Origin of the sequence: Pandoraea apista (assembly GCF_001465595.2) — a bacterium.
GTDB classification, from domain to species: domain Bacteria; phylum Pseudomonadota; class Gammaproteobacteria; order Burkholderiales; family Burkholderiaceae; genus Pandoraea; species Pandoraea apista.
The window spans coordinates 2,821,792-2,833,826 of record NZ_CP013481.2 but is presented as its reverse complement, the minus strand read 5'-3'; the positions used below and the strand labels follow the sequence as shown (position 1 = coordinate 2,833,826).

At 62.8% G+C, this 12,035-nt stretch carries 12 protein-coding genes; 9 read left to right on the top strand and 3 right to left on the bottom strand.

The window, feature by feature from the left end; translation table 11 throughout:
• Positions 1–10 precede the first annotated feature (10 nt).
• Complete coding sequence (atzF, locus tag AT395_RS13090) at positions 11–1,849, bottom strand: allophanate hydrolase (RefSeq protein WP_058375200.1); 1,839 nt, start codon at positions 1,847–1,849, stop codon at positions 11–13.
• A 215-nt stretch (positions 1,850–2,064) separates the two neighbouring features.
• Positions 2,065–2,709, bottom strand: a complete 645-nt coding sequence (gene maiA / locus AT395_RS13085) for a maleylacetoacetate isomerase (protein ID WP_048629425.1) — start codon at positions 2,707–2,709, stop codon at positions 2,065–2,067.
• A gap of 304 nt (positions 2,710–3,013) precedes the next feature.
• Here maiA and AT395_RS13080 point away from each other — a divergent pair, with 304 nt between their 5' ends.
• The 7 genes from AT395_RS13080 (at position 3,014) to AT395_RS13050 (ending at position 9,850) form a co-directional block, all read left to right on the top strand.
• Complete coding sequence (locus AT395_RS13080; protein WP_048629424.1) at positions 3,014–3,631, top strand: sigma-70 family RNA polymerase sigma factor; 618 nt, start codon at positions 3,014–3,016, stop codon at positions 3,629–3,631.
• Positions 3,628–4,365 carry an anti-sigma factor gene (locus tag AT395_RS13075; protein ID WP_048629423.1) on the top strand — a complete coding sequence of 246 codons (738 nt, stop codon included), beginning with the start codon at positions 3,628–3,630 and terminating at the stop codon, positions 4,363–4,365. Before AT395_RS13080 ends, AT395_RS13075 begins: the two co-directional genes overlap by 4 nt.
• A gap of 200 nt (positions 4,366–4,565) precedes the next feature.
• Positions 4,566–5,363 (top strand): DUF1295 domain-containing protein, encoded by a 798-nt coding sequence (locus AT395_RS13070; protein ID WP_048629422.1) that lies wholly within the window; start codon positions 4,566–4,568, stop codon positions 5,361–5,363.
• Positions 5,364–5,395: 32 nt separating this feature from the next.
• A complete protein-coding gene (locus AT395_RS13065) occupies positions 5,396–6,508 on the top strand; it encodes an SAM-dependent methyltransferase (RefSeq protein ID WP_048629421.1) in 1,113 nt (370 codons plus the stop codon).
• Complete coding sequence (locus AT395_RS13060; RefSeq protein ID WP_048629420.1) at positions 6,505–7,809, top strand: NAD(P)/FAD-dependent oxidoreductase; 1,305 nt, start codon at positions 6,505–6,507, stop codon at positions 7,807–7,809. The genes AT395_RS13065 and AT395_RS13060 overlap by 4 nt, the downstream gene beginning before the upstream one ends.
• Positions 7,806–8,642, top strand: coding sequence for a DUF1365 domain-containing protein (locus tag AT395_RS13055; protein WP_053086393.1), 837 nt, complete (start codon positions 7,806–7,808; stop codon positions 8,640–8,642). The genes AT395_RS13060 and AT395_RS13055 overlap by 4 nt, the downstream gene beginning before the upstream one ends.
• Complete coding sequence (locus AT395_RS13050) at positions 8,639–9,850, top strand: SAM-dependent methyltransferase (RefSeq protein WP_048629418.1); 1,212 nt, start codon at positions 8,639–8,641, stop codon at positions 9,848–9,850. The genes AT395_RS13055 and AT395_RS13050 overlap by 4 nt, the downstream gene beginning before the upstream one ends.
• Before the next feature lie 146 nt (positions 9,851–9,996).
• Here AT395_RS13050 and AT395_RS13045 read toward each other — a convergent pair whose 3' ends face one another.
• Positions 9,997–10,320, bottom strand: a complete 324-nt coding sequence (locus AT395_RS13045; protein WP_172417070.1) for an ArsR/SmtB family transcription factor — start codon at positions 10,318–10,320, stop codon at positions 9,997–9,999.
• Between the two features lie 75 nt (positions 10,321–10,395).
• Here AT395_RS13045 and AT395_RS13040 point away from each other — a divergent pair, with 75 nt between their 5' ends.
• Positions 10,396–10,917, top strand: coding sequence for an arsenate reductase ArsC (locus AT395_RS13040; protein WP_048629417.1), 522 nt, complete (start codon positions 10,396–10,398; stop codon positions 10,915–10,917).
• A complete protein-coding gene (gene arsB / locus AT395_RS13035; protein WP_048629416.1) occupies positions 10,917–12,017 on the top strand; it encodes an ACR3 family arsenite efflux transporter in 1,101 nt (366 codons plus the stop codon). Before AT395_RS13040 ends, arsB begins: the two co-directional genes overlap by 1 nt.
• The last annotated feature ends 18 nt before the right edge of the window (positions 12,018–12,035 follow it).

Genomic DNA, 12,035 nt, shown 5'->3' with positions numbered 1-12,035 from the left:
GGTCCCGGCGTTAGCGAATGTTGGGCGTGGCGGCACGCAGCGATTGCTGGTAGGCGGCCCAGCCGCCGAATTCGGTAATGTCCATGGCGTCGCGAATGGCAAACGGCTCGCAGATGAAACCCTTCACCCACTGGCCATCGGCCAGTTCCAGTGTGCCGATGCCGAGTGGCGCAGGAACGCCCGCCACAAACGTGCCGAACGCGGCGGCGGGAACATCCCACAACTCCACATGGATGGCACGGCCGTCGTCGCCGCGCACGAGCCCCGGCTTCGGCGGCGTGGTGTTTGCCAGCGCATAGAGCCGGTAGGTCGATTGGGTGGTGGTTGCCTCGACGAAGCGCGCATTGCGCGACGTCAACTCGTGATTGAGCGGCATGCCACGCAGGTGCGCACCAACGACCGCGACACGAATCACGTCGCCCTCGATCCCTTCCTGCGGCACCGGTGCATGTGTGTCGGACGCGAGGCGCTCAGGCACCGGCAAGCCTGTCGCACCGCGCGGCAGCCCGGTCGCTTCGTGCCACCGCGCGGCATACTCGCATAACGCCCGCTCACGCCACGCGTCGGCAATCAAGGTTATGCCGAACGGCAGGCCGTCGCTTCGCAGGCAGGCCGGCACGGCTACCGCACTCCAGTCCAGCAGGTTCACGAAGTTGGTGTACTTCCCTTGCCGAGTGTTCAACCGTACGGGATCGCTCAGCAATTCGTCGATCCGGTAGTGCGTCGGTGCAGTGGGCACGAGCAATGCATCGAAACCGGCGAGTAGCGCGTCGGCCTTGCGCTTGAGATCGGCGAGCCGATAGGCATCGTCGAACGCGTCGGCGGCCGAGAACTGTTTTGCCTTGAAGATGATGTCTCGCACCACCGGGTGAATATCCGCCTCATTCGTTTGCGCGAAGTTGCGAATGGCGGCATAACGTTCCGCCACCCAGGCGCCGTCGTAGAGCAACGCCGTCACTTCGTCGAACAATGAGAAGTCGACCGGCACACACACGGCACCGCGCGACTGCATCGTTGCGACGGTTTCCGCAAACGCCTGCTCGGCGAGCTTGTCGCCGTAAAACTCGGGGGCGGCGGGGATCGCCAGCCGGGGGGTATCGGGCATGCGCCACGACAACGCCGATCGGGGCGCCTCGCGCGAGAGTCCGTCCGTCAGGTCCAGTGCAGCAGCCACGTCGTAGACACGGGTGGCGTCGGGGACGGTGCTCGCGAACACGGAGACACAGTCGAGCGTGCGGCACGCAGGCACCACCCCGGTATTGCTGAGCGCGCCACGCGTGGGCTTGATACCGACGATATTGTTCAGACCGGCAGGCACGCGGCCCGACCCGGCCGTATCGGTGCCCAGCGAGAAAGGCACGAGCCCCCGCGCGACCACCGATGCCGAGCCGGAACTCGATCCACCGCTGATGTAAGCCGGATCGAACGCATTGGCGGGAATGCCATACGGCGAGCGCACGCCGACCAGACCCGTGGCGAACTGATCCAGATTGGTCTTGCCCATGACGATAGCGCCCGCTGCAACGAGACGGGCAACGACCGTCGCGCTTTTGTCGGGCGCGTAAGCAAACGCTGGGCAGCCTGCGGTCGTCTCGAAGCCCGCGACATCGATGTTGTCCTTCACCGCGAACGGCACGCCATACAGCGGAAACTGGCGAAGGTCGCCGCCGGCGGCTGCCAGACGATCGGTCAGCGCCCCCAGTTGCGCTGCCAGCACGACTTCGGAGACGACCGAAATCCAGGCGGCATCCGGTTTGTTCAGTGTCCGACGCCATTCGGTGAGTAACGAACTCGGGGTCGCGCCATCTCTGTAGGCTGCCAGCCAATCGCCGATGGTCCATCCACGCATTTGGTACTCCTTCTTGTGTACAAGTCTGCGTGGAGCAATTCAAGTTTCGTGCCAACGCCCGTGGCCAAAGGCGTTACCCCGCTATTGCGCCGAAAGCGTGCACGAATGTCCAATGAGCAAGCCCTCCCGATGGGGCATATTTCGCACCAATGCAAGGCGCGCGCACCATTCGCAGGCGCGCACGACCCCCGCTGTTTACGGTGCCAACGAAACGCTTAGCGCGGATATCCGGCTTGCTCGAACGGATGCGCTTGCGCGAACGCCGGCAATTCGAAGCATCGCTTCATCAGTGCGGCAACGTTCGGAAACGCCTCGATATCCAGACGATGAAGATCCGCAATGATCTTCTGACCCGCAATGCAGATGTCGGCGACCGAGAGCGACGCCCCCAACGCAAAGGGAGCCGCCGGACGTTTCACGAGCATGCGCTCATAGGTTGCCAGCCCTTCCTCCGCCCAATGCCGGCACCATGCTTCGATAGCATTCGCATCGGCGCCAAAAGTCTCGGCGAGATGTTTGCGAACGCGCGGCACCACGAGCGGGTGGGCGTCCGCAACCGACACAAGGGCCATGGCTCGGGCATAGGCGCGATCTTCAGCGCTGTCCGGCATCAGCCGCGGCGACGGGTGAATCTCGTCGAGGTACTCCATGATCGCGAGCGACTGGAAGACTCGATGACCGTTGTAAACCAATGTCGGCACCACGCGCTCGGCGTTCACCTCGGCATAGTCGGCATCGAATTGATGCCCGGCCAAAAGGTCGACCTCGATTTCCTCGAAAGGAAGTTGTTTCAACGCAAGCGCAACGCGCACGCGAAATGCGGCATTCGATCGCCAAAAACCGTAAAGCTGAATTCCCATTGGGCCCGTCCTTCTTCAAACTCGTTGGGGGGAAATGGGGATGCGGCAACGCACCCTCACGAACAATTGCATTTGCAATTCATTTGCCGGTGATCATGCCACGCAACAATTGCATTTGCAATTCACCTCGCGGTTCTGCATCCGATCGGCAACGTCATCCGTATCTCCCGCCATGACAGCCGTTCAACACCGCCCTGTGCCGCGCGCGCACCGTTCTGCGCCTGACTCAACGCCCTTTGCCGCGTTGGAGATGCTATATTGCGCGGAACCTCAACGCTCAGGCCTACGCCACGGCCTCGTCCGAATGAACGACTTGCCCGAAAGCACTGACCAAAACCAATTCTCAGGTGCTCAGCGCTCAAGCGACACAACGGCCGACACCGAATTTCGCGACTCCTTGAACCGCACGCTATCAGCGGTCGGTCAAGAGGATCGCGACGCGTTTGCCACGCTTTACCGGCTGACCTCCGCGCGGGTGTTCGGCGTAATCCTGCGCATGATCCGCGACCGTGCCGAGGCGGAGGATCTGCTTCAGGACGTTTTCGTGAATGTCTGGCGCCGAGCCAGCGCCTTCGACCCGGCGCGGGGCAGCGCCATGACCTGGCTGATCGCGCTGGCACGCAACCGCACTATCGACCGCTTGCGCGAGCATCGCGAATCGCCCCTCGACGAATCGGATGCCTATACCATCCCGTCCGACGATCCCACCCCAGCCGCCCTTGCCGAAGCCTCCGAAGCACGGCAACGGCTGGAGGAGTGCATGCAGCGCCTTGAGCCGCAGCAGCGCGGCGTGGTGCGCGAAGCCTTTTTCAGCGGCGCGTCCTACAGCGAACTGGCCAGCCGTCTGAGCGTGCCGCTGGGGACGATGAAAAGCTGGATTCGTCGCAGCCTGATGCAATTGAAGGTGTGTCTCGATCAATGAATACGCCCGCCAACCAAGACGACGAACTGCGCTGCGCCGAATACGCTCTCGGGGTATTGGACGCCACCGAACGGCGTGCGCTGGAGCAAGACGCCAATGAGAATCCGCGTTTGCAGGCCAGTCTGCATCAATGGCAGGCCCGCGTTGCGCCATTGGCAGAAGATGTCCCACCTGTCGAGCCGCCCCCTCGCGTGTGGCAACGCATTCAGCGCGATCTCGGCATCTCGCTCAACGGCCGGGCTGCCCGGCCTGCCGCATCGGCGCCTGCCTCGTGGTGGAACAATTTGCGCCTCTGGCGCGGCTTGGGGATCGGGGCAGGCGTTGCCGCACTGGTGCTGCTTGCCGTCAACTTCGGCGCACTGAGGCAAGCGGAACAGCCCACGGCCGTGACCAGCCCGTATATGGTGGCGACCATCGCGCGGCAGGACGGCGTGGCCCACTGGACCGCAACGGTCGACACGCGCCGCGCGAGCATGGTGGTGGTGCCGGCAGACAAGCCGGTCATCGCTGCGGGACGCGCTACTGAACTGTGGCTGATACCACCTGACGCAAAGCCCATTGCGCTTGGGGTATTCCCGGCAGACCAGCCGGCGTCTATGACGCTATCGCCGGAAATCCTCGCGCAGATGGGCACCAACGCCGTGCTTGCCGTGTCCGTCGAGCCGCCTGGCGGTTCGCCCACCGGTCAGCCGACCGGGCCAGTGGTGGCGACCGGCGCGATCCGTCCTGCCTGATCGCACCCGGCGGCTTCCGTAGTCGTTATCTCTGAAGGGGTTGTCCATTCGTTGGGCAACCCCTTCTTCATTTCCGTCGTCCCGATCTCCCGTCCCCCATCCCCCGCCCCGCCCCGTCGAATATTTATTCGACCTTTGCATCCGATCGCGCACGGCCTCCGTATATATCGCCATCGCGTACCAAACCTGCCGGAGTCCGCATGCCGTCTGCCGTCGTCGTCATCATCGCCTTTGCTGGAACCTGCGTTGCCATGCTCGCCGCATGGGACTACCAGCGGCGAACACGCAATGCGGGCATGGTCGACCCGGTCTGGGCAGCCACGCTCGCGGGCGTGGCAGTACTGGCGGCATCGCTCGGTGGAGGTCACGCTGCCAACCGGCTCTTCGTCGGGGTCGCGGGCGGCCTCTGGGGCCTGCGGCTGGCGGCGCACCTCTGGCGTCGCAACTATGGGCATCCGGAAGATGCGCGCTATCGGCAATTCCGCGAGCAATGGGGGGTTCACGCCGATCGCAACATGTTCTGGTTCTTCCAGTTGCAGGGTGTCATTGCCTTGCTGTTAGCCACGGCGTTCTTCGTACCTGCGTTCAGCCAGCATTCGCCGGCCCCGCTTGCCGTTGTGATCGCCGCGCTTGTCTGGCTGGCCGCCGTCACGGGCGAAGCCTCGGCCGATCGCCAGCTTCGACGCTTTACCAGCGCGCCAGCCCATCGCGGTCAGGTTTGCCAGATCGGGTGGTGGCGGTATTCGCGTCATCCCAATTATTTCTTCGAATGCCTGCACTGGTGCGTGTACCCGGTGCTGGCCTTTGGCACACCGTGGGCATGGATCACGCTCTTCTCACCGTTGCTCATGGCGTGGCTGCTGCTCAGGGTATCGGGTATTCCGTTGCTCGAAGCCCATCTCATGCAATCCCGCCCCGGCTACAAGACCTATATGCAGACCACCAGTGCTTTGATCCCTTGGCCGCCGAAGAAGGCGGCCGAGACATCGTTGTCATGAACCGCAAACGTCGAAGCCAGGAGCCCGACACCATGACCGTATCCCTGACGCAACCGCCCGCCGTGCGCACCGCCGTGCCAGACGAAACAGGACTGATCCGCCTCTGCGAACGCGGCTTCGTACCGGACGTAGTCCTGCGTGCAGCCATGCGCATGCTGATGCGCCAACGGCTGCGCGAGGCGCACGCGCATGATCCCGAGCGAAGTGCCGAAGCGCTTGCTGCCCTGGTGAACGACCTTCGCGCCAGCCCGATTGCCGTCGACACCCACGCCGCCAACGCCCAGCATTACGAAGTGCCGAGCGACTTCTTTATCGAGCACCTCGGACCGGCAATGAAGTACTCATGTTGCTATTACCCGAACGGCAACGAAACCCTTTCGCAGGCCGAGCAGGCCATGCTCGAGCTCTACGCGCAGCGCGCCGAGATTGCCGACGGCCAACGCATCCTCGATCTCGGCTGCGGATGGGGCTCGCTCTCGCTCTGGCTTGCTGCGCGATACCCGCACGCGCAGATCGTAGGACTGTCGAACTCCCACGGTCAGCGCCGTTACATCGAATCCGCAGCCTCGCGTCGGGGGCTTTCCAATCTGCGTATCGTGACCGGGAATGTGGCCGACTTCGAGTTCGATGACACCGTTCCGGGCGAATTCGACCGCGTGCTGTCCATCGAAATGTTCGAGCACATGAAGAACTACGGCGCATTGCTCGGCAAGATTGCACGCTGGCTGAAGGACGACGGAAAGCTCTTCGTCCACCTTTTCGCCCATCGCCATGTGGCCTACCTCTTCCAGAACCGCGACGGCACCGACTGGATGTCGCGGCACTTCTTCACCGGCGGCACCATGCCCAGTGCGGACCTGCTTCTGCATTTTCAGGACGATCTCCGCGTTGTGAACCGGTGGTGGCTCGACGGTCGTCATTACGAGCGCACGGCCAACGACTGGTTGGCGGCGCTCGATGCCTCGCGCGCCCAGACGCTGCCGATTCTGGAAGCCGGATATGGCGCTCAGGCACGCGTTCAGTTTCAGCGGTGGCGCATGTTCTATATGGCCGTTGCCGAACTCTTCGGCTATGCCCATGGCCGCGAATGGGGTGTCGGCCATTACCTCTTCGTTCGAAACCCATCCGTAGGGGGGCGCCAATGAACGCGTCGACCTTGGCGCTGCCGCCGGGGCAGCGCGTTGCCGTCGTGGGCTCGGGTATCGCCGGACTCGCCAGCGCCTACCTGCTTGCACGCAAGCATCAAGTGACGCTGTTCGAGGCAACGGGTTACGCCGGCGGCCATACGAACACCGTCGATGTTTCGCTCGAAGGGCTTCACGCCCCCGTCGATACCGGGTTTCTGGTCTTCAATGACCGCACCTACCCCAATCTGGTTGCCTTGTTCGACGAACTCGGCGTGAGCGCCGTCGCAAGCGATATGTCGTTCTCGGTGTCGGTCGACGGCGGCGCGCTCGAGTGGGCCGGAACGAACCTCAACACGGTGTTCGCACAACGCCGCAACCTTTATTCCCCGAGCTTTCTGGGCATGTTGCGCGACGTGCTGCGCTTTAACGCGACGGCACACGCGCATTTGCGCGACGCCGTCAGCCAACGTCAATCCGTGGGCGACTTGCTGCTGGCCAACGGTTACGGACAACCGTTTCAGGACCACTATCTCCTGCCGATGGCTGCCGCCATCTGGTCAAGCCGGGCGGCCGATATTCTGCACTTTCCTGCCGCGACATTCCTTCGCTTCTGCCTGAATCACGCACTGCTCCAGATCCGTCATCGCCCCCAGTGGAAAACGGTCGCCGGCGGCGGACGCGACTACGTTCGCCGCATGGTTGCCACGCTCGGCGATGTCCGCCTGCGAACGCCGGTGCATCGGGTGTCGCGCGATGCGCAAGGCGTCACGCTATCGTTCGGCGACGGCCAGTCACAACGCTTCGATGCTGTCGTGCTCGCCGGGCATGCGCCGGACAGCCTGCGACTGCTGAGCGACGTCAGCCCGGCAGAGCAACGCATTCTCGGCGCGGTTCGCTATCAGCCGAACAGCGCCGTGCTGCACACGGACACGACGCTGCTGCCACGCCGCCGCCGTGTCTGGTCGGCATGGAACTACGTCAGCCGTGGCGGCCGGATCGCCGACACGCAGCGTCCCGTATGTGTGAGCTATCTGATCAACCAGCTTCAGGCGCTGCCCTTCGCCTCGCCCGTGATCGTCACGCTCAACCCCGTGGAGGAACCCGCGCCACATACGGTGCTGGGCCGCTATGCCTACGACCACCCGCTTCTCGATCTTGCGGCGGTCGACGCCCAATCGCACCTGCCCGAGCTACAGGGCCAAAGGCGCACGTGGTTCGCGGGCGCATGGACGGGTTACGGTTTCCATGAAGACGGCCTGAAATCCGCGTTACGGGTTGCCGCCGACTTCGATGTCTTGCCGGCATGGGCGAAGCTATGAGTCGCACAGACATGCCGGCGTCTCCTCCGGCCTCCGAACCGGCGGCCATCTGGTTGTTGCGCGGCCGTGTCACCCATGAGCGCCTGCATCCCGTGCGGCATGCGTTCGCGTACCCGATGTTTCAGATCGCCTGTAACGTCGGCCGTGCCGAGAGGCTGCACGGCCGTTGGTTCGCCATGGATCGGACTCGGGCGCTCTGCGTGCAATCACGCGACTACGGGCCGCGCGACGGAAGCGCCCTCTCGGCGTGGATGCGCGAACGTCTCGCGGAAGCCGGCATCCCGGCCAACGGCGAGATCTGGTTGCAGACGATTCCCCGTATGGCGGGTTTCGCATTTAACCCCGTGAGTTTCTGGTATTGCCACGACCGCGAAGGAAACCTGCGCGCGCTGTATGCAGACGTGCGCAACACGTTCGGACAACATCACGGGTATTTGCTCAGCGCCCCCGGGCATGTCGCGATTCACGGCAATACCCGGCTCGTTTGCCGCAAGGTGTTCCATGTCTCTCCGTTTTGCGACGTGGAGGGTCAGTATGAATTTCGCGTTCGTCGGGAAGGCGCGGCGTGGTCGGTCGCCATCGACTATCGGGTCGGCGACACGCTGGTGCTGCGTACAGCGATCGCGATGCGTGCAGAACCTTTCACCGGCGCTCGCGTGTTTCGGGCTGTCCTGTCTCAGCCCTTCAATGCGCTGAACGTCGTCATCAGAATCCACTGGCAGGCATTGCGGCTCTGGGTAAAGCGTGTGCCTTTCTATGGCAAGACCCCGCCCGCACTGTCGGCAGCAACACCTCACCACCCAACGTCCTCCGATCGGGAGATCCACCCATGATTCCGCTCCGACTATTCTCGCCGCACGCCGTTGTGCCGATCTGGGCGCGTCTGTTACTTACCCTGTTGCGCCGGATTCGTAGCGGCCATCTGACATTGGTTTGTCCCGATGGCACCGTGCATGCGTTCGGCGATTCCCATAGCCTGCCGCACGCCACGCTTCACGTGCGCGATTGGCGCGCCTGCCGCCGGATATTGCACGCCGGCGATATCGGCTTCGCAGAAGCGTATCGAGCCGGATGGGTCGACTCCCCGGACCTGGTGGCGCTGATTCGACTGGCGATACGGAATCTTCCGTCGGTCGCCAAGACTGCGGAGGGCTCGCGGATCGCGAGCCTCTGGTATCAATTGCGACATCGCCTTCGCGCCAACTCCCGCACAGGCAGCCGGCGCAACATTCACGCGCATTACGACCTGGGTAATGCGTTCTACAGCCTCTGGCTCGACAAGACATGGACGTATTCCAGCGCGTGGTTCGAGGGCGACGATCAACGCTCGCTCGCCGACGCACAGCACGCAAAATACCAGCGGATCATCGACACTCTGGGGCTTCGCGCCGGTGACCGCGTGCTGGAAATCGGCTGTGGCTGGGGCGGCTTTGCGCTGCATGCTGCCCGGCAAGGGATTGCCGTACATGGCATCACCATTTCGCAGGCCCAATACGCGATCGCCAAATCACGCATCGACGCCGAGACATTGGGTCATCTGGCTGAGATTTCGCTAACTGACTACCGCGACGTACAGGGCCAATTTGCCGCCATTGTCTCCATCGAAATGTTCGAAGCGGTGGGCGAAGCCTATTGGCCGACGTTCTTCTCCGTGCTCAAGTCTCGCCTGCTCCCCGGCGGCCGGGCCCTCATTCAATCGATCACCATCGACGACAACGCCTTCGACGCCTACCGCACGTCGAGCGACTTCATCCGTGAGTACATCTTCCCCGGCGGCATGCTGCCCAGCGCGGAGCGCTTTGTGAGGGCGTCTCGAGACAGCGGCATGAGTGCTTCCCAAACCTTGAGCTTTGGACGGGATTACGCGAGAACGCTGCGACTTTGGCACGAGGCCTTCGAATCCCAGATCGACACCGTGCGCGCCCAAGGCTTCGACGACACGTTCGTGCGAACCTGGCGCCTGTATCTCCAGTATTGCGAGGCGGCGTTCGAGGAACAGCGCATCGACGTCAGACATTTCCTCGTGACGCATGGGGAGTGATGCGCCCCCCCCCAAAAGCTCCCGTCCTCGTAAGGAGCCCCTTGCACACGGCCTAAATATTCCATATTATTGGAAATATCAAACAGATAGCGTGAGGCCGTGTCGTCGGATAGGTGTTCGGCCGAAAAGGCATTTCTGAGATCAGATCAGCACTTCCGGGGCGACGCCGGTTCGCAGAGTCCCGGCACGCCTTGACAGCAGTTCTCGGTGAGAAAGGCGATCAACGCGTTCATCTTGTCGATGGCCGGGGCGTAGTAGATGTAACGCCCCTCCTGTCGCGACGAGATCAGGCCGGCGTTGGCCAATTCCTTCAGATGAAATGACAAGGTGGCATTGGCAAGCCCGAGCGTCTCGGCGATGTTGCCCACACGAAGCCCTTCGGGCCCGGCAACGACCAGCAGCCGGAATACGGCAAGGCGGCTGCCCTGCGCCAGTGCGGCAAGCGCTTTGACGGCGTCGGTATCGTTCAAGGTAGTTTGCATGTCGTCGATGACCCCGTGGTTTACACGGATTCCATATTTCTATATTTCCAGAACCTTTGCATTATGATACAAGCTGACATCGCCAGGTGCCACGTGCTGTTCCTCTGCACGCATAACTCAGCTCGCTCGATTCTGGCCGAGGCCATTCTCAACGACCTGGGTGCCAATCGGTTTGTCGCTTTCAGCGCCGGTAGCCAGCCTGCCGGTCAACCCAACCCTTACGCGCTCGAGTTGCTGGCCTCGCGCGGGACAGACACCTCGGCACTGCGCAGCAAGTCATGGGACGAATTCGCGCGGGCCGGTGCACCGCGTATCGATTTCATCTTGACCGTTTGCGACAACGCCGCAGGCGAGGCCTGCCCCATCTGGCCCGGCCATCCCGCCGTGGCCCATTGGGGGGTGCCCGATCCGTCGCAGACACAGGGCCCGCCGGACGAGATTCGCAAGGCGTTTTTCCAGACCTATCTGCAACTTCGCGCACGCATCGAGTTGCTCCTGGGTCTTCCCTGGGAAACGCTGGACCCGGTCGCGACACGGAAGCAACTTCAGGCAATCGGCGACCGGCTTAGCGCCGAGGAGGCGTAATGAATGACTTGAACGATTCCGTTCGCTACACCGATCCGTCGGCGGCGAAGCCCGAAAAGGCAGCCGGCATGGGCGCTTTCGAGCGATACCTATCGGTCTGGGTACTGCTCTGTATGGTGGCGGGCGTGCTCATCGGGCATGTCGCGCCGGCCCATATCGTGCTTATCTCCCAGTTCGAGCTCGCTCACGTCAACATCGTCGTGGCGGTGTTGATTTGGATCATGATCGTGCCGATGCTCGTGAAGATCGACTTCGGGGCGCTACGCCGCGTCGCAGAGCATTGGCGCAGCGTCGGTGTGACCCTGGCGGTGAATTGGCTGGTCAAGCCATTCTCGATGGCGTTGCTGGCGTGGTTGTTCATCCGTCATGCGTTCGCTGCATGGCTGCCCCCAGATCAGTTGGACAGCTACGTTGCGGGGCTGATCCTGCTCGCTGCCGCACCGTGTACGGCGATGGTGTTCGTATGGTCCCAACTATGCAAAGGCGACGCCTATTTCACGCTCTCGCAAGTCGCATTGAACGACGCCATTATGGTGGTTGCCTTCGCTCCCATTGTGGCGCTGTTGCTCGGCGTGTCGACCATTAGTATTCCGTGGGAAACGCTACTGGTCTCCGTCGCCGTCTACATTCTGATCCCCGTTGCAATTGCGCAGGGCTTGCGTCGCGCACTGCTCCGGCGTAGCCATGAAGCACTCACCCGGGCGACGGCGGCCGCTGCGCCTTGCGGCATAACCGCCCTGCTCGCCACACTGGTTCTGCTTTTCGCCTTTCAGGCCGACGTCATAATCGAACAGCCCGTAGTCATCGGATTACTCGCCGTTCCCATCGCGGTACAGGTGATGTTCAACGCCGGGCTCGCCTACGCGTTGAATCGCCGGCTTGGCGTTGCACATTGTGTCGCCGGACCGTCGAGCCTGATCGCGGCGAGCAACTTCTTCGAGTTGGCGGTTGCCACTGCCATCAGTGTCTTCGGCCTGCGCTCGGGCGCCGCACTCGCGACCGTGGTAGGCGTACTGGTCGAAGTGCCGTTGATGCTTGTCGTGGTGCGTGTCGTCAATCGAACAAAGGCCTGGTACGACATCAGGGGCGCCGCACAATGACAAACGCCGCAAGTTGAG

Bases quoted from the DNA above. Each gene is read 5' to 3' on its own strand.
- maiA (WP_048629425.1), bottom strand. From the start codon at position 2,709: ATGGGAATTCAGCTTTACGGTTTTTGGCGATCGAATGCCGCATTTCGC.
- atzF (WP_058375200.1), bottom strand. From the start codon at position 1,849: ATGCGTGGATGGACCATCGGCGATTGGCTGGCAGCCTACAGAGATGGC.
- AT395_RS13075 (WP_048629423.1), top strand. From the start codon at position 3,628: ATGAATACGCCCGCCAACCAAGACGACGAACTGCGCTGCGCCGAATAC.
- AT395_RS13040 (WP_048629417.1), top strand. From the start codon at position 10,396: ATGATACAAGCTGACATCGCCAGGTGCCACGTGCTGTTCCTCTGCACG.
- AT395_RS13080 (WP_048629424.1), top strand. From the start codon at position 3,014: ATGAACGACTTGCCCGAAAGCACTGACCAAAACCAATTCTCAGGTGCT.
- AT395_RS13065 (WP_048629421.1), top strand. From the start codon at position 5,396: ATGACCGTATCCCTGACGCAACCGCCCGCCGTGCGCACCGCCGTGCCA.
- AT395_RS13055 (WP_053086393.1), top strand. From the start codon at position 7,806: ATGAGTCGCACAGACATGCCGGCGTCTCCTCCGGCCTCCGAACCGGCG.
- AT395_RS13050 (WP_048629418.1), top strand. From the start codon at position 8,639: ATGATTCCGCTCCGACTATTCTCGCCGCACGCCGTTGTGCCGATCTGG.
- AT395_RS13060 (WP_048629420.1), top strand. From the start codon at position 6,505: ATGAACGCGTCGACCTTGGCGCTGCCGCCGGGGCAGCGCGTTGCCGTC.
- AT395_RS13070 (WP_048629422.1), top strand. From the start codon at position 4,566: ATGCCGTCTGCCGTCGTCGTCATCATCGCCTTTGCTGGAACCTGCGTT.
- arsB (WP_048629416.1), top strand. From the start codon at position 10,917: ATGAATGACTTGAACGATTCCGTTCGCTACACCGATCCGTCGGCGGCG.